The 20,329-nt window shown below is 74.3% G+C and carries 20 protein-coding genes; 6 read left to right on the plus strand and 14 right to left on the minus strand.

Translation table 11 applies throughout. The annotated features are described in order from the left end of the window. Window positions 1–20: 20 nt before the first annotated feature. From F1C76_21355 to F1C76_21380, 6 genes are read right to left on the minus strand one after another with little or no spacing between them, the layout of a single operon-like run. A complete protein-coding gene (locus F1C76_21355) occupies window positions 21–1,370 on the minus strand; it encodes an FAD-dependent oxidoreductase (protein QNG39458.1) in 1,350 nt (449 codons plus the stop codon). Between the two features lie 19 nt (window positions 1,371–1,389). Next, window positions 1,390–2,214, minus strand: coding sequence for an ABC transporter ATP-binding protein (locus tag F1C76_21360; GenBank protein ID QNG38741.1), 825 nt, complete (start codon window positions 2,212–2,214; stop codon window positions 1,390–1,392). Beyond that, entirely contained in the window at window positions 2,214–3,197 is a 984-nt protein-coding gene (locus F1C76_21365) for an ABC transporter ATP-binding protein (GenBank protein QNG38742.1), read from the minus strand. Before F1C76_21365 ends, F1C76_21360 begins: the two co-directional genes overlap by 1 nt. Beyond that, window positions 3,194–4,063 carry an ABC transporter permease gene (locus tag F1C76_21370; protein ID QNG38743.1) on the minus strand — a complete coding sequence of 290 codons (870 nt, stop codon included), beginning with the start codon at window positions 4,061–4,063 and terminating at the stop codon, window positions 3,194–3,196. The genes F1C76_21365 and F1C76_21370 overlap by 4 nt, the downstream gene beginning before the upstream one ends. Continuing rightward, on the minus strand, window positions 4,060–5,016 hold the full coding sequence (locus tag F1C76_21375; protein QNG38744.1) for an ABC transporter permease: 957 nt from the start codon (window positions 5,014–5,016) through the stop codon (window positions 4,060–4,062). The genes F1C76_21370 and F1C76_21375 overlap by 4 nt, the downstream gene beginning before the upstream one ends. A gap of 33 nt (window positions 5,017–5,049) precedes the next feature. Further along, window positions 5,050–6,753 (minus strand): ABC transporter substrate-binding protein, encoded by a 1,704-nt coding sequence (locus F1C76_21380; GenBank protein QNG38745.1) that lies wholly within the window; start codon window positions 6,751–6,753, stop codon window positions 5,050–5,052. 143 nt (window positions 6,754–6,896) lie between these two features. Between F1C76_21380 and F1C76_21385 the strand changes: the two genes are divergently transcribed. Both F1C76_21385 and F1C76_21390 read left to right on the plus strand, forming a co-directional pair. Then, window positions 6,897–8,336, plus strand: a complete 1,440-nt coding sequence (locus F1C76_21385; GenBank protein QNG38746.1) for an amidase — start codon at window positions 6,897–6,899, stop codon at window positions 8,334–8,336. 229 nt (window positions 8,337–8,565) lie between these two features. After that, the gene (locus tag F1C76_21390; GenBank protein QNG38747.1) at window positions 8,566–8,811 is read left to right on the plus strand and encodes a hypothetical protein; all 246 of its coding nucleotides are present in this window, start codon (window positions 8,566–8,568) and stop codon (window positions 8,809–8,811) included. Here the strand turns inward: F1C76_21390 and F1C76_21395 are convergent. The 8 genes from F1C76_21395 to F1C76_21430 form a co-directional block, all read right to left on the minus strand. Then, window positions 8,802–9,266, minus strand: coding sequence for a VanZ family protein (locus F1C76_21395; protein ID QNG38748.1), 465 nt, complete (start codon window positions 9,264–9,266; stop codon window positions 8,802–8,804). The genes F1C76_21390 and F1C76_21395 overlap by 10 nt on opposite strands. Window positions 9,267–9,453: 187 nt before the next feature. Further along, window positions 9,454–10,185 carry an FAD:protein FMN transferase gene (locus F1C76_21400; GenBank protein QNG39459.1) on the minus strand — a complete coding sequence of 244 codons (732 nt, stop codon included), beginning with the start codon at window positions 10,183–10,185 and terminating at the stop codon, window positions 9,454–9,456. Between the two features lie 44 nt (window positions 10,186–10,229). Next, window positions 10,230–10,748 carry an FMN-binding protein gene (locus tag F1C76_21405; GenBank protein QNG38749.1) on the minus strand — a complete coding sequence of 173 codons (519 nt, stop codon included), beginning with the start codon at window positions 10,746–10,748 and terminating at the stop codon, window positions 10,230–10,232. Between the two features lie 4 nt (window positions 10,749–10,752). Then, window positions 10,753–12,345 (minus strand): oxidoreductase, encoded by a 1,593-nt coding sequence (locus tag F1C76_21410; protein ID QNG38750.1) that lies wholly within the window; start codon window positions 12,343–12,345, stop codon window positions 10,753–10,755. Further along, window positions 12,245–12,736, minus strand: a complete 492-nt coding sequence (locus F1C76_21415) for a hypothetical protein (GenBank protein ID QNG38751.1) — start codon at window positions 12,734–12,736, stop codon at window positions 12,245–12,247. The genes F1C76_21410 and F1C76_21415 overlap by 101 nt, the downstream gene beginning before the upstream one ends. 183 nt (window positions 12,737–12,919) lie before the next feature. Next, window positions 12,920–13,609: a response regulator transcription factor gene (locus F1C76_21420; GenBank protein ID QNG38752.1), complete on the minus strand. Its 690-nt coding sequence runs from the start codon at window positions 13,607–13,609 to the stop codon at window positions 12,920–12,922. Continuing rightward, window positions 13,606–14,835: a two-component sensor histidine kinase gene (locus F1C76_21425; protein QNG38753.1), complete on the minus strand. Its 1,230-nt coding sequence runs from the start codon at window positions 14,833–14,835 to the stop codon at window positions 13,606–13,608. The genes F1C76_21420 and F1C76_21425 overlap by 4 nt, the downstream gene beginning before the upstream one ends. A 29-nt stretch (window positions 14,836–14,864) precedes the next feature. Then, on the minus strand, window positions 14,865–15,479 hold the full coding sequence (locus F1C76_21430) for a DedA family protein (GenBank protein ID QNG38754.1): 615 nt from the start codon (window positions 15,477–15,479) through the stop codon (window positions 14,865–14,867). Between the two features lie 358 nt (window positions 15,480–15,837). Between F1C76_21430 and F1C76_21435 the strand changes: the two genes are divergently transcribed. The 4 genes from F1C76_21435 to F1C76_21450 all read left to right on the plus strand — a co-directional run bounded on the left by F1C76_21435 (window position 15,838) and on the right by F1C76_21450 (window position 20,235). After that, the gene (locus F1C76_21435; protein ID QNG38755.1) at window positions 15,838–16,092 is read left to right on the plus strand and encodes a hypothetical protein; all 255 of its coding nucleotides are present in this window, start codon (window positions 15,838–15,840) and stop codon (window positions 16,090–16,092) included. Continuing rightward, a complete protein-coding gene (locus F1C76_21440) occupies window positions 16,089–17,450 on the plus strand; it encodes a ferric reductase (GenBank protein ID QNG38756.1) in 1,362 nt (453 codons plus the stop codon). The genes F1C76_21435 and F1C76_21440 overlap by 4 nt, the downstream gene beginning before the upstream one ends. A gap of 305 nt (window positions 17,451–17,755) precedes the next feature. Beyond that, a complete protein-coding gene (locus tag F1C76_21445) occupies window positions 17,756–18,880 on the plus strand; it encodes a DUF3500 domain-containing protein (protein QNG39460.1) in 1,125 nt (374 codons plus the stop codon). Then, complete coding sequence (locus F1C76_21450) at window positions 18,877–20,235, plus strand: HupE/UreJ family protein (GenBank protein ID QNG38757.1); 1,359 nt, start codon at window positions 18,877–18,879, stop codon at window positions 20,233–20,235. Before F1C76_21445 ends, F1C76_21450 begins: the two co-directional genes overlap by 4 nt. Window positions 20,236–20,329: the final 94 nt, after the last annotated feature.

Genomic DNA, 20,329 nt, shown 5'->3' on the forward strand with positions numbered 1-20,329 from the left:
GGGGCTCCTCGGGTGGGTGGTCAACTGTCGAAGCCCAGGCCGAGCCGGTCCAGCAGCCGCAGCCACGGGTGTCGGCGGCCGGTCCGGTCCTCCCGGGCCAGCGCCCAGCGGGTGAGCTGGATGCCGATCCAGGCCACCGGCTCGGGCGGGAAGGGCACCGGGCGACGGCGCACCATGCCCAGCCCGGTGCGCTCGGTGGGGCGTCCGGCGAGCAGGTCCAGCACCACGTCCGCGGCGAACCGGGACGCCCCGACCCCCAGGCCGGTGAAGCCCAGCGCGTACCCGACCCGGCCGCGGCGGGCGGTGCCGAACAGCGCGGTGAACCGGGTGGAGGTGTCGATGACCCCGCCCCAGCGGTGCGTGATCCCGATGCCGCGCAACTGCGGGAAGGTGTCGTGGACGTGCTCGACCAGCACCCGGTGGGTCGCCCGCCGGTCCTCCAGCGCCGGGTCGATGCGGCGTCCGAAGTGGTAGACGGCGTCGTACCCGCCGAACAGCAGCCGGTCGTCGGGGGTCAGCCGGTAGTAGTGGAACTGGTTCCCGGCATCGGCGATGCCCTGCCGGTCCGCCCAGCCGATCGCGCCCAGCTGGGCCGCGGTCAGCGGCTCGGTCGCCAGCACGTAGTCGTAGACCGGGACGGTGTGCAGCCGCAGCCGGCGCAGCAGCGGACGGAAGGCGTTGGTGGCCAGCACCAGCTGTCGGGCCCGCACCCCGGCCCCCGGGGTCGTGACCCGGACGCCGGTGCCGCGGGTGTCGATCCGCTGCGCCGGGGTGTGCTCGGCGATGCGGACCCCGAGGGACTCCGCCGCGGCGGCCAGGCCCCAGGCCAGCCGGGCCGGGTCGACCAGCACCGAGCCCTCCCGGTCCCAGCGGCCGGCCAGGTAGGTCGGGGAGTCCACCAGGGCGCGGACCGCTGTGGCGTCGAGGAAGCCCTCGGTGTCCGGGTCGAACCCGGCGACCTCGTGTTGCCGGGTGGCCACGGCCAGCGTGCCGGTGGCCGCCCAGCCGCAGTCGATGCCGTAGCGGGCCACCGTCTCGGCCATGGCGGCCAGGTTCTCCCGTCCCAGCCGATCGAGCTGGTCGTACTCGGCCGGCCACCGGGTCCGCCCGTTGGCCTCGCCGTGGGTCAGGCTCGCCTCGCAGAAGCCGCCGTTGCGCCCGGTCGCCTGTTCGGCGAGCCGGTCGGCCTCCAGCACCAGGACCGAGCGCCCGGGGTCCCTCTCGACGGCCCGCAGCGCCGTCCAGAGCCCGACGAAGCCACCTCCAACGACCACCAGGTCGACCTCGGTGTCCGCGGTCAGCGCCGGACGCGGGGCGGGGCGCTCCGGGACGTCCAGCCACACCGACTGCAGTGCCGCGCCGTCCAGCAGCTCGTCCGTGGACGCGGGGTCAGGCACGGTCGGTCACCTCCTCGTGAGCCGGCGACCTGTTCGCCGCGGCGACCGCGGCCGGGTCCCAGCCCGGTGTCGGCACCGAGGCCAGCAGGAGCCGGGTGTACGGGTGCGCCGGGGAGCCCAGCACCTGCTCGGTGTCGCCCTGCTCGACGACCCTGCCGTGCCGCATGACCAGCACGGTCTCGGTGGCGTACCGGACGACGGCCAGGTCGTGGCTGACGAAGACGTAGGAGACCCCGGTGTCCCGGCGGATCTCCTCCAGCAGGGTCAGCACCTGCGCCTGGATGGAGACGTCCAGCGCGGCGACCGCCTCGTCCAGGACCAGCACGCGGGGCTCGATGCCCAGGGCGCGGGCGATCGCGGCCCGCTGCCGCTGCCCACCGGACAGGTCCCGGGGCAGCGCGGCGGCGTTGCGGGTGCTCAGCCCGACCTGGTCGCAGAGCCGGGCGACCATGTCCCCGACCCGCACCCGGTCGCCGTCCCCGTGCAGCCGGAGCGGCTCGGCGATCGACTCCGCGACGGTCAGCCGCGGGTCGAACGACAGGTACGGGTCCTGGAAGATCATCTGGATGCTGCGGGCCCGACGGCGGCGATCCCGCCGGGTGGGCACGGTGACGTCCTCGCCGTCCAGCAGCACCTGCCCGGCGGTCGCCCGCTCCAGGCCGACCAGGATCCGCGCGGTCGTCGTCTTGCCCGAGCCGGACTCCCCCACGATCCCCAGGGACCCACCGCGCTCGAGCACGAAGTCCACGTCGTCGACGGCGACCGCCGCGCCGTAGCTCTTGCGCAGCCCCGTCACCTGCAGCACCGGTCCGCTCATCACCAGGCCTCCCGTCCCGGCCGCAGGCAGGCCACGTCGGACCCGCCGTGTCGACGCACCGCAGGCACCGCGTCCGCGCAGGCGTCCACGGCCGCGGCACAGCGGTCCCGGAACGAGCACCCCGACGGGGTCTCGGCCAGCGCCAACGGCCGCCCGGGGACTGCTCGTAGGGCCGTCCGGGGACCGTGCAGCCCGGGGTGTGCGTCCAGCAGTGCCGCCGTGTACGGGTGCGCCGGGGACCGGAAGAGGTCCTCGCCGGCGGCGACCTCCACCACGCGACCGGCGTACATCACCACCACCCGGTCGCACACCGCGGCGGCCAGGGTCAGGTCGTGGGTCACGAAGACCATGCCCATGCCCGCCTCCGCCTGCATCGAGGTGAGCAGGGAGACCACCTCCGCCTGCGTCGTCACGTCCAGCGCCGTCGTCGGCTCGTCGGCCAGCAGCAACCGGGGGTTCGTCGACAGCGCCCCGGCGATCACCACCCGCTGCAGCATCCCGCCGGAGAACTCCCCGGGGTGCCGACGCATGGCCCGGGCCGGCTCCCGGATCCCCACCCGTTCCAGCAGCTCGACCGCCCGGGCCGCCGCCTGACGACGGTCCACCCCACCGGCGCGCAGACCCTCGACCAGGTGCGCGCCGATGGTGCGCGAGCCGTTGACCGAGGCCCGAGGGTCCTGGAAGACCATCGCCGCGGTGTGCCGGCGCAGCTCCCGGAGCTGCCCCCGACCGGCGCCCAGGACGTCGAGCCCGTCGACGGTGACCCGCCCACCGGTCTGCGCCCGGCGCGGGGTGAGGCCCAGCGCCGTCCGGATGGTGAGCGACTTGCCCGACCCGGACTCCCCCACCAGGCCGACGGTCTCCCCGGGCCGGACCACCAGGCCGACGTCGGCCAGCAGCGGCACCGGACCGTCGGGACCGGGGACGGACAGGGACAGACCCTCGATCTCCAGCACCGGGTCGGCGGTCCCGGCCGGGCTCATGCCCGGCCCCGGTCGGTACGCCCGACGGAGCTGCCGAGGTGCTCACCGAGCAGGTTGACCGCGATCACCGTCAGCAGGACGGTGATGCCCGGGACGATCGCGCTGGCCGGCAGGCCCTGCAGGATCGCCGGTTGGGCCTGGGCGATCATCGAGCCCCAGTCCGACTGCGGCGGCCGGACGCCCAGCCCCAGGAACGACAGCGTGGCCAGGTCGATCAGCGCGTACCCGAAGGCCAGCGCGGCCTGCGCGGTCAGCGCCGGGGCGAGGTTGGGCAGCAGGTGCCGCAGGGTGACCCAGGTGGTGCTGAAGCCCATGACGGCGTAGCTCTCCACGTAGGCCCGCGAACCCTCCTGGACGGCGAGGCTGCGGACCACCCGACCGACGAAGGGCGTGTAGGCGATCGACAGCGCGATCATCGGAGCCACCAGGCCGGGCCCGAACACCGCGACGGCGAGCATCGCCAGGAGCAGGCTGGGGAAGGCGAAGGCGATGTCCATCCCGCGGGACAGCAGCAGGTCCGCCCACCGCGGGCCCCGGGCCGCGGTCAGACCCACGGCGACCCCCAGCACGGTGGACGTCAGCACCACCCCGAGCGGGGCCAGCAGCGAGAGCCGGGCGCCGAACAACAGCCGGGACAGCACGTCCCGGCCGGTGGAGTCGGTGCCGAGCAGGTGCCCCGCCGTGCCGGGCGGCAGCAGCGAGTCGACCAGGCTGGTGGCGTCCGGGCGGTAGGGGGCCAGCAGGGGTGCTGCGGCGGCCGCCACCACCACGACGGCGAGGAGCACCGAGGCGAGCACGACGGTGAGCGGCCGGTGCCGGTTCCACCGCACCCGCCGGGCCCGCAGTGCGGGGACGGTCAGGGTCACCGGGACACCGCCCGGCGCAGCTGTGGGTCCAGCACGGGCAGCAGCAGGTCGACGGCCGTGCTGATCACGACGAAGACGACCACGGCGATCAGCGACACGGCCTGCACGACCGGGAAGTCCTGCCGGGACACCGAGCTCACCAGGAAGGCCCCGATCCCGTTGATGCCAAACGCGGTCTCCACGACCGCTGTCCCGACGAACAGGCTGGCCAGCAGCAGGCCGACGACGGTGAGCACGGGTCCCAGGGAGTTGCGGACGACGTGCCGGCGGAGCACGGCCCCCTCCCCCACCCCGCGGCTGCGGGCCACCTCGACGTGCTCCCGGCGGAGCTGGTCGGCGAACGCGGCCTGACCGACCCGGGCCAGCACCCCGAACGCCGCGACCGCCATGGCCACCGCAGGCAGCGTCAGGTGCCAGAGCCGGTCGAGGAACCCGCTGCCCGCGCCGGTCACCGGGAACCAACCGAGACCGACCGAGAAGACCGCCAGCAGCACGATCACCGCCACGAACGGCGGGGTGGCCGCGGCGCCGCTGGTGAGCACCGTGGCCAGGGTCGCCGTCCGCCGGCCGGCCACCGCGGAGACCAACGCGACGCCCAGTCCCAGGACGACGGTGACCACCGCGGCGTACCCGATCAGCGCCAGGGAGACCGGGAGCCGGCTGGCCAGCAGGGTGTTGACGCTGTCCTGGTAGACCGAGGACGTGCCCAGGTCGAACCGGACGACGTGCCCGACCCACTCCAGGTAGCCGGGCACGAACCCGCGGTCCAGGCCATAGGTCTCGCGCAGCACGTCCAGCTGGCTCTCGGTGAGCCGCTTACCCCCGGTGAGGGTGGCCAGCGGGTCCCCCGGGACCAGCTGCAGCGCTCCGTAGACCACCACCGAGGCCACGACCACCGTCACCGCGGCCCCGGCCAACCGGCCCAGCACCCATCTCGTCGTCCCAGCACGCATCGTCGTCACCCCCCTCGCGGTCGGGCGCCGGACTCAGACGCCGCCGAGCTGGGTGAGCCAGGGCGTGTAGAAGTAGCTCTGCCGCGGGACCAGCCCCGTCAGGTCGCTGCCGTGGTAGACCGAGGTGTCGGGCTGCACGACCGGCATGACCACCCCGGCGTCCATGATGATCGCCTGCGCCTGGGTGACCAGGTCGGCGCGGGCGTCGTCGTCCGTGGTGGTCTGCGCCTGGGCGATCAGCGCGTCGTAGTCGGCGTTGCTCCAGCCACCGAAGTTGTAGAAGGAGCCGGTGGCGAAGAACTGGTAGTAGGTGAGCGGTTCCGGGGTGTCCAGGTACCCGGTGCTCAGCAGGGCGTCGACGTCCTGCCGGGACTCCGGCGACGTGAAGAAGGCCCCGAACTCCGGCGCCGACAACGGCTGGAGCTGCACGTCCATGCCCGCCTGGTTGGCGGCGTCGGCGATGGCCGTGGCCGACCGGGTGTCCTCGTCGGAGGCCGACAGGTAGGCCAGGGTGATCGGCTGGGTGGCCGCGTCGTCCTCGCCGGTGATCTCGGCGACCCGGTCGAGGTCCTGCGCGGGCTCCGGGAGGGCGTCGTAGGCGTCCTGGAACGTGTCGGTCGCGTAGCCGTAGGCCGACGGCGGCACCAGCGCGCGCAGCGGTTCGGCCGTGCCGCGGTAGACCGACTCGCCGATCCCCTGGTAGTCGACGGCGTCGCGCAGCGCCTCCCTGGCCCCCGCGTCGCCCAGCGGCCCGGTGAGGTCGGTGACGCTGATGAACGAGGTCTGGAGGCTCTCCCCGAAGAGGAGGTTCCCGGACTCCGACAGCTGGTCGTAGGCGGAGGTGGGGATGATCCACTGGCCGTCGGTCTCGCCGCTGCGCAGCGAGGCGATCTGGGCCGAGGGGTCGGTGACGAAGGTGAAGGTCGCCTGCTCGACCAGCGGGGTGACGTCGGTGTTCCACCAGTCCGGGTTGCGGGTGAGCACGATGTCCTGCCCCTGGGTCCAGCTGCTCACCTCGTAGGGACCGCTGCACATCAGTCCCCCGGCCGCGGTGCCGAAGGCGGGTCCGGCCTGCTCGGCGAACGCCTGCTCGACGACCACGAAGGCCGGCAGCGCGAACACGCCCTCCACCAGCGGGTCGGGCTGGCGCAGCGTCAGCGTCACCGTCTCGGGCGAGGTCACCGCGACCGAGTCGAGGTTGACCGCCCAGGCCGCCCACGGGGATGCGTTGGCCGGGTCGAGCACCCGCTGGATGCTGTAGACGACGTCCTGCGCCGTGACCGGTGCACCGTCCCAGAAGGTCACGCCCTGACGCAGGTTGAACACGTAGGTGAGGTCGTCGGGGTGGTCGACGGACTCTGCGAGCGCAGGCTGCAGGCCGTAGTCCGCGTCGTAGGTGAACAGGCCCTCGCAGGCGTTCCCGACGACGGTGCTGATGTTCTCCAGCGCGGACTGGGCCGGGTCCAGCGTCGGCGGCTCGCCGGTGGCCAGGTTCCAGGTCACCTCGGCGACGTCGGCGGTCGGAGCCGGGACGTCGGTGGTGATCTGCGCATCGAAGGCACTGCCACCCCCGCCCGAGGACGGCGAGGAGCACGCGGCGAGCGTCGCTATGGTCGCCACGGCGGCGACCGTCAGCCCCCGTCGTCGGGGCGCTGGTCGGGTGGTCGGGACGGTCGACTTCATCGGGTCTCCGCTCATCGGGAGGCGGACCACCGGCGGCCCACGTTCTGAGCTCATCCAAGGAGCGACCGGTCGGATCGCCCGGCTGCAGACCGTCGGAAGTGTCGTCGTCCCCGTGACAGATCGCCAGGGCCCCGCCGTGCCCGGCTCCCGTGGGATGGACCGGCCGGACCGCCGCCGTACGCCCGAGGAGACACCCCATGGACCAGCCCCGTCAGGAGACGCCCGGTGAGACCCCACTGTGGCAGTGGTCGGCCGCGGCCCTCGCCCGTGGCATCGCCGACCGCACCATCACCTCCCGGGCTGCGGTGACCAGCTGTCTCGAGCGGATCGACCAGGTGAACCCCACGCTCAACGCCCTCGTCGAGGTGTCGGGGGAGGAGGCTCTGCGGTCGGCGGACCTGGCCGACCAGATGGTCGAGCACGGCCGGTGGCTGGGGCCGCTGCACGGCGTGCCCGTGTCGATCAAGGACAACACCGACGAGGTCGGCCACCCCAACACCGGGGGCGTGGTCGCGCACGCCGGCCACGTGGCCACCAGCGACGCGGCCAGCACCGCAGCGCTCCGCCGGGCCGGCGCTGTGCTCGTCGGGCGCAGCAACGTCCCGGCGTTCTCCTTCCGCTGGGTCACCGACAACGAGCTGCACGGCCGGACCCTCAACCCGTGGGACGCCGGCCGGACACCGGGCGGTTCCAGCGGCGGCGCAGCGTCCGCCGTGGCCAGCGGGATGGTCCCGGTCGCGCACGGCAACGACATCGGTGGCTCGATCCGCTACCCGTCCTTCGCCTGCGGGCTGACCGGACTGCGGCCGACGACGGGACGGCTGGCGTCCTCGGGCGTCGAGGGCACCGACTTCCCGCTCTCGGCCACGCTCTTCTCCGTCGAGGGCCCTCTGGCCCGCTGCAACGAGGACCTGCGGCTGGCGTACGAGGCGCTGCTGGGTGCCGACGTACGGGACTCCTTCCAGGCTCCCGGTGCGACCCCGCCGCACTCCCGACGGCCACGGCGGGTCGGCCTGGTCCGCACCGTCGGGGTCAGCGACCCGACCCCGGCCGTCGACCAGGCCCTCGACGTCGCCGCCGACGCGCTCCGCGACTGCGGGTTCACCGTGGAGGACGTCGACGTCCCGCTGCTGGCCGAGGCCTACCGGCTCTGGTACCTGCTGGCCATCGAGGAGATCCGGCTGATCCGGCCGACGATGGACGCCCTCGGTGGGGCCGGCCTGCGGACGGCGATGGACGGCGTCTACGCCGTCGCCGCCGACTGGTGGGGAGCCGCCCCGTCCACCGAGGACTACGTGATGGGCTACGCCCGCCGTAGCTCGCTGATCGCCCGGCTGGCCGCGGTGATGGAGGACATGCCGTTCCTCGTCACGCCGGTGTCCACCGAGCAGGCCTTCCCCCAGGACGCCGACCTCACCGGCCACGACGAGTCCCGCCGGCAGGCGGCCGCACAGTGGTCGCAGATGGCCGTCCCGCTGCTCGGCTTCCCGGCGCTCGCGGTGCCCACGGGCACGGCCGACGGGCTGCCCGTGGGCGTGCAGGTGCTCGGCCGGCGCTTCGACGAGGCCGGGCTGCTCGACGTCGGTGCGGTCCTCGAGGCCCGGTTGGGGACGCTGACGCCGATCGACGCCCGCTGACGGGTCAGCCCCGGGTCACCCCGGGGCGGACCGCACGTCTCGGTCGTGTGCGGGGACGAACAGGACCAGCAGCGGGGCCCGGTGGTTCAGGCCGGTGTGCAGCCGGGTGCGGCCCGACTGGTGAGCCGCCCAGCTCCAGGTCTCCACGCCCTACCACTGGCCTGGGGTCGAACACGACTGCACGACCAGCCGCAGCGTCTCGCCCGAGCGGAACGTCGTCCCCGACGGCATGAGCGGGATCTGGACCTCGGTGACCTCGGCCACCGGCAGCGGCTGGTGGCCACCGCAAGCCTCCGCCGACGCGCAGAGCGGGATCCAGGCCCTGTCCAGCGCCCTCGGGGTGAGCACTGAGGACCTGATGGCCCGGTCGACCGACGGCACCGGGATCCAGGACCTCCTCGACAGCAACCCCGAGGTCGCCGCCCAGCTGTCCTCGAACCAGCAGGAGGGCGCCCTGGTCGTCGGCTACGCCTGACCGGAGAACCCCGCACCACCCCGGGGCCGTGCTCGCAGCAGCGCCGCTGCGACCAGCACGGGCAACGCGCCCAGGGTGTTGAGCCCGACGTCGACGAGCGAGACGACCCGGCCCAGGGGCAGCAGGTACTGCAGGGTCTCGATCCCGGCGGCCAGGACCAGGCACGCCGGCAGCAACGCGGCGGGGCGGCGCAGCACCGGCCACCGGGCGGCGGCCAGCGCAGCGGTCGGGACGAGCAGCACCAGGTTGCCCAGGAGTTGCAGGCGGGTCGTGGCGTCGTCCAGACCCGACAGGTACCAGGCAAGCTCGGTGGCCGGGTCCGCCCAGGTCCATCCCCAACCGGCGGGGACCAGCGTGATCAGGGCCACGGCCAGCAGGGTCGCCGCCACACCGCACGTCAGCGCGGTTCGTGGCCGCGCACGGCGGAGGAACGGCGCGATCTGGGTCGACGTCATGCCCGGGCCACCGTGGTGCCCACCTGGTGGAGCACCTGCCGGTCGGTCAGGCCGGACGTCCGGGCCAGTTCGGTGAGCAGCATGGTGCTCACGACGGCGGCCCGGCGGGTCTTTGTGGTCATCGGGTCCTCCGGGGTGGTCGTCGTTCCCCCGGCTCGTGCCGCGTGCCCGGCTCGGCGGGTCGGGTTCAGAGCGCCGGCCCGCCGTCCACGGTCGTGGTCGACCCGTCAGACCCGACGACCAGGGCGGATCGTCCCCGCCGGGTGGCCAGCCAGGAGGCTGCATCGGTGCCCAGGGCGTAGGCGGCGGTGGCGTCGATGTCCGCGGCGGTCAGCGAGTCGCCCCAGACGGTCACCTGGGCGGTACCGGTGGGCGCGCGCCCGGTGCGGGCGTCGACCAGGTGAGCGGCGCGGTGGGCGGTGCCGGAGGTGGCGACGGCGCCGGTGGCCACCGGCAGGACAGCCAGCACCCGTCCGGGGTCGGCCGGGTGCTCGATGCCGATCCGCCACGGCGGGCCGGCGGGGTCCAGGGTCCGGCAGGTCAGGTCGCCGCCGGCGGACAGGCAGAAGTCGGTCTCGGGCAGCTGGGCCAGCCAGGCCGCGGCGCGCTCGGTGGCCCAGCCCTTGACCACCCCGCTCGGGTCCAGCCGGCGCGTCCCGTCGGTACCGGGCAGCCAGGCGCTGAACGCCCCGTCGGAGTCGCGCTCGGCGGCCGCGGCCAGGGCGAGGACCTCGGCGACCTCGGGTGGGCAGTCCTCGACGGTGATCTCGCCGCGCCCGAGTCGGCTGACCGCGGAGTCGGCCCGGTAGGTGCTGAAGACCCGGTCGACGTCGCGCAGCTCGGTCATGACCTCGGCCCAGGCGTCCCGGGCGGCCCGATCGGTGGTGTGCCGGCCCCGCAGCGCCAGGCTGATCGGCATGCCCATGACGTGCTCGACGTACCGGACGGGCGCCACCACCGCGGTCACAGGCCGGCCTGGTCCAGTGCGCTCTGCAGGGACTCCAGGTAGCCGTCGCTGGTGTAGGTGGCGCCGCTGACCATGTCGATGTCGGCGCTCTGCGCGTCCAGGGTCTCCTGCACCAGCACCGGCAGGGCCCGGCCGTTGATCTGGCGGTCCTTGCCGTCGTTGCTGGGGTACTCGACGACGCTGACGTCGGTGATGGTGCCGCCGGAGACGGTCAGCTGGACCTGGACCGGGCCGTAGCGGGTGTCGGCGGCGGTTCCGGTCACGGTGGTCGTGGTGGCCGACGTCGTGTCCGGCGCGGGGGTCGGGGAGGCGGCCGAGGAGGGGGCGGCCGTCGAGGGCGCGGCCGGCGAGGCCGACGTGGAGGGGGTGGCGGCGAGCGAGCCGGTGACGGGGGTGACGGTGGAGGACTCCGCGGTCGCGGTCGCGGTCGCCTGGGAGGAGGTGGAGGTGTGGTACCCGAAGAGCAGCACCAGCACGGTCAGGGTGCTCATGCACCAGAGCACGATCTTCTTCACAGGGTCACCAACCGAAGCTCTCGACGTGGATGCGGTCGGCCGGGACGCCGGCCGCCGTGGCGGTGCGGACGACGTCATCGGCCCAGGGACCGGGACCGCAGACGTAGACGTCGCGGTCGGCGATGTCGGGCACCCACCAGGTCAGCGCGGTCACGTCGTCGGCATCGCCGACCCCGTGGCCGAGCCAGGACCCCTGGGCCCGGCGGTGGCCCGGCAGCCAGAACAGCTGCAGGCCGCGGTCGTCGACGAGCTGCTCGAACTCGCGCTGGAACAGCGGGCGGTCCCGGTAGCGCTGCAGGACGGCGACCTCCCCGGGGGCGTAGGACATCCCCTCGGCCAGGGCCCGCAGCGGGGTGATCCCCACCCCGGCCCCTATGAGGGCGACCCGGCGGCGGGTGCGGGCCCGCTCGGACAGCCGGCCGTAGGGGCCCTCGACCAGCACCCGGGTGCCCGGCCGCAGGTGGCGCAGGGCGGCGCTGCCGTCGCCGACCTCGGCGACCGTGATCCGCAGGGTGTGGCCATCGGGCGCGGCGGACAGCGAGTAGGGGTGCGCGCGGGTCCATCCCGCACCGGCCAGGAACCGGAAGGAGAAGAACTGGCCGGCCTCGGCGACCACCCTGCGTCCCCGGCGGGCGGCCATCGTCACCGACACCACGCCGTCGCCCTCGGCCACGACCGAGGTGACCCGCAGCGCCGAGCGGGTGCTGCGGACCAGCGGCACGGCCACCCGCCAGACGAGCACCGCCCCGGCCGCCGCGGCCCAGGACGTCCACCAGAAGACGGTGCGGGCCGGGGAGGCGAGGAAGTCCTGCCCGGTCCACAGCTGGTGCGGCAGGGCCAGCCCGACGCCCAGGTAGGCGTAGAGGTGCAGCAGGTGCCAGGACTCGTAGCGCAGGCGCCGCCGGGCCGCCCGCACGCTGGTCACCACCACCATGACGAGGCACAGAGTGCCTGCGGCCGCCAGCAGCATGCCCGGGTAGGTCACGGTGAGGTCCCACAGCTCACCCGGTGCTGCGCTGAGCTCACCGGCGGCGTACCCCCAGGTGATCAGCCCGATGTGGGCGACCATCAGGGTGAAGGAGCTGAACCCCACCAGCCGGTGCAGCGCAGCGAGCCGGTCCTGCCCGAACGCGCGCTCGAGCGCCGGTACCCGGGCCATCAGCAGCAGCTGCACGAGCAGCAGGTCCGAGGCCAGCAGACCGGTCAGCCGGCCGGTGGAGGTCAGTCCGGCGGCCCAGGAGCCCAGCGCCTGGAACCCGCCGCCGGTGGCCCACCAGTAGCTGACCAGCAGCAGACCGGACCACAGCACGGCCAGCGAGCTCAGGCGGATCGCGGCGTCGCGGCGGGCCCGGCGCCCCGGGTGGGTGTCCGGTGCGGTGGGGACCTCGAGCGGGCGGGCCGCAACGGCGGTCACCGGGCGCCCCCACCGGTGCGGGGACGAGCGCCTGACTGGTGCACTGGCTGCTCCTGCTGGTCCGTGGTGGGGGGTGAGTCGGTCAGGTCGTCGGGGACGCCGTGGCCGGCGCGCTGGTGGCGGGGGACGACGTGGTCGGGCTCGTGGTCGACGGGCTCGTCGTGGACGAGCTGGTGCTGCCATCCCCGTCCTGGTCCCCGTCCTGGTCGCGGTCACCGCGGACGCCGTGGTCTCCGTCGCCGGGACCACCGCGGTCTCCCCCGCGGTCGTCGACCTGGGCGGTGCCTCGCCCGTCGCCGCCGCCGGCCTCGTGACCCACGGCGAAGCCGGCGCCGCCCCCGACGAACAGCAGCGCGACCGCGGCCAGCGCGGCGAGCAGGCCGCGGCCGCGGCGGGTGGTGGGTCGCCGGGTCAACGCGCGGCGCAGGCGGTCACGGCGCCCGGCGGCGGGGCCGGGGGCGTCGGCCGGCGAGGCGGCCCACTGGCCCTCGCCAGCGGCAAGCTGGGCGTCGACGGGCACGGTGGCGCCGACGGGCGGCTGCTGGGCGGGGATGTCGTCGCGGTCGGTGGGCACGCAGGTCTCCTGGGATCCGGGGGGCGGGTACGGCTCAAGCCTGGCCGCCCGCCCGCCTCCCGGCATCGTCCCGGCGCAGGCTCCTCACCTGCTGCGGCTGCAGTAGCCGACGCCGCGCGCAGGCGGTGACTCCTGCGCCAGCAGGCCCCTCCCGCCGGCCTGGTCCGCTGCGGGAACCGGGCTCTACGGGGCGCCGGTGTCCCCGACGCGGACCAGGCCGCTCTGGTAGGCCAGCACGACCAGCTGGGCGCGGTCCCGGACGTCGAGCTTGCTCATCGCCCGGTTCAGGTGGGTCTTGACCGTGAGCGGGGACAGGAACTGCTGGGCGGCGATCTCGTCGTTGCTGAGGCCGAGCGCGGCCTGGGCGACCATCTCCCGCTCGCGGTCCGTCAGCGCCGCCAGCGACGCCGGCGCCGCACCGGGGCGGGGTGCGGCGGTGTCGGGGGCGGCGAGGAACCGGGCGATGAGGCTGCGGGTGGCCCGCGGGGACAGCAGTGCGTCCCCGCCGGCGACCACCCGGACGGCCTCGAGCAGCTCCTCGGGTTCCACGCTCTTGCCCAGGAACCCGCTGGCGCCGGCGCGCAGGGCGTCCAGCACGATCTCGTCGGCCTCGAAGGTGGTCAACACGACCACGCGGACGTCGACCAGGTCGGGGTCGGCGGTGATCTGACGGGTCGCCGACAGACCGTCCGTGCCGGGCATGCGGACGTCCATGAGCACGACGTCGGGCCGCAAGGAGCGGGCGAGGTCGACCGCGGTCGCGCCGTCGCCGGCCTCCCCGACCACCACGAGGTCCTCGGCGCTGCCGATGAGCGCGGCGAACCCGGACCGGATGAGCACCTGGTCGTCAGCCAGCAGCACGCGGATGGTCACACCGTGCCCCGCGGGACCGTGGCTCGCACCCGCCAGCCACCAGCGCCGTCAGGCCCGGCGGCCAGCCCACCGCCGACGGCGTCGACCCGCTCCCGCATGCCGATGAGGCCGTGCCCGCCGCCGACCGGAGCCGGGCGGGGGGAGAAGGTGTTCACGACGTCGATGGTGACCTCCCTCGCCCCGTGGTCGACGAGCAGGGTGGCCTGCCCGTCGCCGTACTTCACCGCGTTGGTCAAGGCCTCCTGCACGACGCGGTAGGCGGTGAGGTCGGCGACCGGGAGCAGGTCGGCCGACTCACCAGTGACCCGCCAGTCCAGGGCGAGCCCGGCCGAGCGCATGTCGTCGACCAGGGCCGGGAGCCTGGCCAGTCCGGGGGCGGGGGCGGCCGGTCCGTCGCCGCCGTCCGTGCGCAGCAGTCCGACGACGGAGGTCAGCTCGGTCAGCACGCTCTTGCTCGCCTCTCGCACCAGGGTCAAGGCGTGCTCGGCCTGCTGCGGGTCGCGGTGCATCAGGTGCTTGGCGACGCCGGCCTGCACGTTCACCACCGCGATGTGGTGGGCGACGACGTCGTGCAGCTCGCGGGCGATCCGCAGCCGCTCGTCGGTGACCCGGCGCTGCGCCTCCTCCTCCCGGGTGCTCTCGGCCTGCGCGGCCCGGGCCCGCGCCGCCGCCAATGCCGACCGCTGCCCGCGCAGCGCCACGCCGGCGGCCGCGGCCGCCCCACCCAGGGCCAGCACGGTCAGGGCCGGGGAGTCCCCGCGCTCGTCCAGGAACACCCCCTGCGCGGCGGCCAGGGCCAGGACGTAACCGAACCCGGCGACGACGACGGTGAGCACGGTGGTCCGCAGGGTCGCCAACCACCCCAGGGTGAACAGTGCGACCAGCAGCGGGGCCGACACCAGGGGGTCGGCGCCACCCATCAGCACCGCACCCACCACCGCTCCGGCCGAAACAACGGCCACCGGGACCGGGTAGGCACGGCGGGCCAGCAGCACCGCCGAGGCGAGCACGAGCAGCACCACCGCACCGGCCGAGAGGGAGCTCCCGGCTCCCCCCACGGCGTCCAGGCCGTCCAGCCCGGTCAGGCCTCCCCCGCCGCGGCCGCGGTCCCGGCCGCCGGTCAACCCGCCCAGGGCCACGGCCAGCGCCAGCGCGGCCAGCACGGCGTCGGCGACGCGGGGGTGCTGGGCCGCCCACCGGTTCGCCCGGGTCAGCAGGGGCCACATGGTGGACCGTTGTACCGCAGCAGCCGAGGTCACCCGAACACTGCGCGGACCCGGGACTGCCGGGCCAGCACGGCGACCAGCCCGAACGCTGCGGCCAGCAGGACCGCCGGGCGCGCGTCGGCGACGGCAGCCAACACGGTCTCCCCGTACCTGCCGAGGGTGGCTCCGGCGCCGATCCAGGCCGCGTTCCACAGAGCCGAACCCACCGCGGTCAGCGCCAGGAACCGCGCCGTCGGCATGCCCAACGAACCGGCGGGCAGGTTGACCAGCACCCGCACGCCGGGTACCAGCCGGCCGAGCAGGACCACCCAGGCTCCCCGGCGGTCGAACCAGCTCTCCAGGTGGTCCCAGCGGCGCGCATCCAGGCCGATGAGCCGGGACACCTGCTGGACCCGCGTGCGGCCTCCTGCCCGGCCGACCAGGAAGACGACCCAGGCCCCCAGGGTCGACCCGAGCGTCGCGGCGAGGACAGCACCCGGGTAGGACAGCTGCCCCGCTGCCACCTGGCTGCCGACCAGGGGCAGCACGACCTCCGAGGGGACGGGAAGCACGGCTTCCACGGCCATGACGAGGGCCAGCCCGGCATCCCCGGCAGCGTCCACGAGTCCGGTCGCCGCGTCGGCGACGGTGCTCAGCGCGCTCATCGGTGGTCTTCTGCCGGTGTCCAGGTCATGCCGATGAGCCTGCTGGGGTTCGTGGTCCTTGTCGTCGTCCCAGCGCAGTCACACCGCCTACCGCGGCAGCAGTAGGTCGTCCCCGGCCAGGCCGGACTACCGCGTCGGCAGCAGGTCGGCGAGCCTGCCGCTGGACGACGCACGGGTCCCCACCGCCGGGCACCGTCGTCGTCATGAACCCGACCGCCGGACGACTGGCCCCCCTGGCGCCCGACCTCCCGACCTCCTCGGCCTGGCTGGCCGGGCTGGCCGGGTACCTGCTGGTGCATCTGCGCCGCCCCCACGACCGGTGCCGGACCGGGACCCCCGGGCAGGGAGGACGGTCGGCATGACCGCCCACCACGCGGTGGCCCGCCCGCTGACCTGGGTCACCGGGATGCTGCTGACCACTGCCACAGCCCTGGGGCTGTGGTTCGGCGTCGGCGCACCTGACGTCTCCCCCGTCGCCGCTCCCGCCGTGCAGGCCGCCCAAGCCGCCCAGGCCGACGCCGGCCAGCAGGCCACCGGCGGGGACGCCCCGCGCGGCGCCGGACCGCAGGGCGGCGGAGCCGGCCAGGGTGGGCGAGGGGGTGGTCGTCGATGACGACCGACCTGGTGCCGGGGGCGGGGACGACACGCCGGCCGCCGAGCGCATCGCCGCGCCGGCGGACGGTGGTCGACCGCGCCACCGCGCTGACCGTCGCGGGCACCGGCGCGCTCGCCGTCGCCACCTGGCCCGTCGCTCTGGCCACGCTCGGCCCCGAGGTGTCCGGGCTGGGCGTCGTCGCCCACGTCAGCGGGATGCTCGCCGGGTTCGGGGTCCTGGTCCTCCTGCTGCTGATGGCCCGCACCCCCGCCCTGGAACTGGGCGTCGGCGCCGACGTGCTGGCCCGATGGCACGGACTCCTCGGTCGCGCGGTCATCGTCCTGGTCGGCGTGCACGGCATCGCTGCCACAGCGGCCTGGGCTGAGGCCACGGACACCGGACCACTCACCGCTGTGGCCACGGTCCTGGCCATGCCGTGGCTCCCCGCCGCCACGATCGGCACCCTCCTGATGGTCGTCGCAGGGATCGCGTCGGCCCGGGCGGCGCGACGACGCATCCGGCACGAGACCTGGCACGCCCTACACCTGCTGATGTACGTGGCCGTCGCGCTGTCGTTCGGGCACATGCTCGCCGGCCCCGACCTGGCCGGCTACCCGGTGCTCCAGGTGGGCTGGGCATTGGCCTACACGCACGTGTTCGCCCTCGTGCTCCGCTACCGGGTCATCGCCCCGATCCAGCAGGCCACCCGGCACCGGCTGCGGGTGGCCGAGGTGCGGCCCGAAGGCCCCGACGTGGTCAGCATCCACGTCACCGGTCGGCACCTGCACGAGCTGGCGGCGGAATCCGGGCAGTTCTTCCGCTGGCGGTTCCTCACCCGCGACCACTGGCGCAACGCACACCCGTTCTCGTTGTCCGCACCACCCACGTCCACCTCCCTGCGGCTCACGGTCAAGGCGCTCGGCGACGGCACCCACCAACTGCAGCAGCTGCCGGTCGGCACCCGCATCGCGGCAGAGGGCCCCTACGGTGCTGTCACCGCCGCCCGCCGGACGCACCGCAACGTGCTGCTGATCGCCGGCGGTGTCGGCATCACCCCGATGCGGGCCCTGTTCGAGTCGCTGCCCGTCGCCCCGGGTGAGGACCTGCTGCTGCTGTATCGGGCCCGCGACATGGCCGGGGTGCTCTTCGCCGACGAGCTCCAGGCCATCGCCGCCCGCCGAGGGGTGCGGCTGGGCTACGTCCTCACCGGCGACCCGTGGCTCAGCGATCCCCGCGCGCTGCTGCACGCCGTGCCCGACCTCGCCCACCGTGACGTGTACATGTGCGGCTCGCTGAGCTTCACCGCTGCCGTCCGTACCTGCCTGCGGGACGCCGGACTGCCGCCCGGGCAGCTGCACGAGGAACGATTCGCCTGAGGCGGATCGAGCAACCGGGAGCACCCCGCCGGGCCACCGTGGGGTCGCCCACCAGGCGCGGTCCGAGCTGGCTGTGGCCCCCGCCCCGCTGCCTGATCCGACAGGCGGACCACGACGCCAGGGCGACGGCGCTGGCCCGAGGTGTCCTCTACTGCCCCTGCAGTAGCCAGGGAGCCTACGCACGGACGATGACAGCGCGTCACGCGGCGGACACCCTGGAGTGCACGTTCCCCCACGATGACGAGGTCCTCCAGCAGATGCGCAAGTACACCCTGATGGCCGGCGGCGCCCTCGTCGCGACAGCGATGACCGTCACCGCCTGCTCCAGTGACTCGTCGACCTCCACGAGCACCGACAGTTCCAGTGCATCCGGCAACCCCGGGGGGCCTGGTGGCGGCGGTCCCGGCGGGGGCGGCGGTGGGGTCGGCCAGACCTTCACCGCCGTCGACCTGGACTCCGACGGGGTCAGCGCCGGCGGCGCCAACACCGCTGCAGTCGTCCCCGTCGTGCAGGCGTTCCTGGCCACCCTGGACGCCGACGACGCCGACACCGTCAGCTACGACTTCGACGACACCCAGGCCCGCACCACCTGGTCCAACTACCCGCAGACCGCCGTTCCCCGGGAGGGGATCAAGCTCAGCGACCTGAGCGAGGACCAGCAGCAGGCAGCTCTGGCCATCCTGACGACCGCGCTGAGCACCGACGGCGCCACCCAGGACGAGGACATCCGGACCGCCGACGACTACCTGATGAGCCTGGGCGGACAGGGCGCCGACGGATTCGGGTCCCTGGTGGACTACTCCATCGCCGTCTACGGCACCCCGTCGACCACCGCGCCCTTCACCGTCCAGTTCGGCGGGCACCACCTGGCCCGCAACCTGACCTACAACGGCGACGCCATCAGCCAGACCCCGCAGTTCGTGGGCACCGAACCGACCACGTTCACCGTCGACGGCACGGCCTACGAGCCGCTGCAGGCCGAGTCGACCGCCCTGTTCGCCCTCTTCGACGGCCTCACCGACGACCAGCGCACCGGCGCCGAGATCACCTCGGGGACCTTCGACGACCTCGTCATGGGCCCCGGCGTCGACAACGGGCAGTTCCCCGAGACCGAGGGCCTCGCGGTCTCCGAGCTCGACGAGTCCCAGCAGCAGCTGGTCATCGACGCCCTGCAGGCCTACGTCGGAGACCTGAGCACCGAGGCGGCGACCGCGACCATGGCGCAGTACACCGCCGAGCTGGACCAGACGACCATCGGGTGGTCGAACAACACCGGCCCGACCGACGAGAACAGCTACCTGCGCATCGACGGTCCCAGCGTGTGGATCGAGTTCGTCAACACCCGCAGCCAGTCCACCCCCGACATCCACTTCCACTCCGTCTACCGCGACAAGAACAACGACTACGGCAGCTCGAACGTCAGCGGATGACGACGACGCGATCAGTCCCCCGGGCCGTCGTCCTCGCCGCCCTGGTCGTGCTGCTCGCGCTGTGGGGGCTGGGCGGGGCCGGCTCGGCGTCCGCCCACCCTCTGAGCACGACGGCGGTCCTGCTCGACGTCGGTGACACGACCGTCACCGGCCAGCTCCAGCTGCCCGTGGACCGCCTGGCCATCGCGCTGGAGGACCCGGACCTGACCCCGGCCGCAGCCGTGGCGCCGGCCGAGCTGGCGACGCTGCGCGACTACGTCGCCGACCACACCGCCGCCAGGGGAGCCGACGGCACGGCCTGGTCGGTGGACGTCACCGGCGGCCGGATCGCGGCCGTCGACGGCGTGGACCACCTGGTCCTCGACCTCACCCTCACTCCCCCGGTGGGCGAGACCGCCCCGACCGGGCTCTTCACGTTCAGCTACGACGCCATCGTCGAGCACCTGCTGTCCCACCAGATCCTGGTCTCCGCCCGCCCCGCCGGTGCGACGGACTACAGCACGGTGGGCCTGATCAACTGGCAGGACCACGACCTGGCCGTCGACGGCTTCGCCCCGGCCGATCCGGCCCCGGCCGGTGTGGCGGCCGGCTTCGCCACCGCCGTCCACCTCGGGATCGAGCACATCTCCGGGGGTGCCGACCACCTGCTGTTCCTGATCACCCTGCTTCTCCCCGCGCCGCTGATGGCCGCGCGCGGCAGGTGGGTCCGGCGACCGGGACTCCGGCGCAGCAGCTGGCGCGTCCTGCACGTGGTGACCGCCTTCGCGGTGGGTCACTCGATCACCCTCGCCCTGGCCGCCCTCGGCTACGTGCACGTGGACAGCCGGGTCGTGGAGTCCCTGATCGCCGTCAGCATCCTGGCCTCCGCCGTGCACGCGATGAAGCCGCTGGTCCCCGGTGGGGAAGCAGCCATCGCGGCCGGGTTCGGCCTCGTGCACGGGCTGGCCTTCGCCGCGGTCATCGACGACCTGGGCCTGGACCGCGGGTCCCTCGTGGTCCAGCTGCTGGGCTTCAACCTGGGCATCGAGCTCACCCAGCTGATCGTCGTCGCCCTCGTGATGCCCTCGCTGCTGCTGCTCAGCCGGACCCGTCTCTACCCCGCCGTCCGGCTGACCGGCGCAGCCATCTCGGCGGCGCTGGCTCTGGGCTGGCTGGCCGAGCGCACCGGATTGCTCTCCTCAAACGTCCTTGACGGCATGGGCGAGCTGCCCGTCGCGCGGGGCCTCGCCATCGCCGGCGGGCTGGCCGCCCTGGCGGTCGTTGCCTTCACGGTGCGCCGGTGGCGGGTCACCGACGCCCCCGTGGCGACCGCCCGGCGGACCGGTTCGACGAGGACTCTCGTGCGCACCCCCTGACGCCGCCCGCGCGACTCCGAGCTGGGAGGACGTCAGGCCAGCGCTCGGACCAGCTGGTCGGCGACGGCATGCATCCCGTCGGCGTTGGGGTGCA

It is taken from the genome of Geodermatophilaceae bacterium NBWT11 (assembly GCA_014218215.1).
Classification (GTDB): domain Bacteria; phylum Actinomycetota; class Actinomycetes; order Mycobacteriales; family Geodermatophilaceae; genus Klenkia.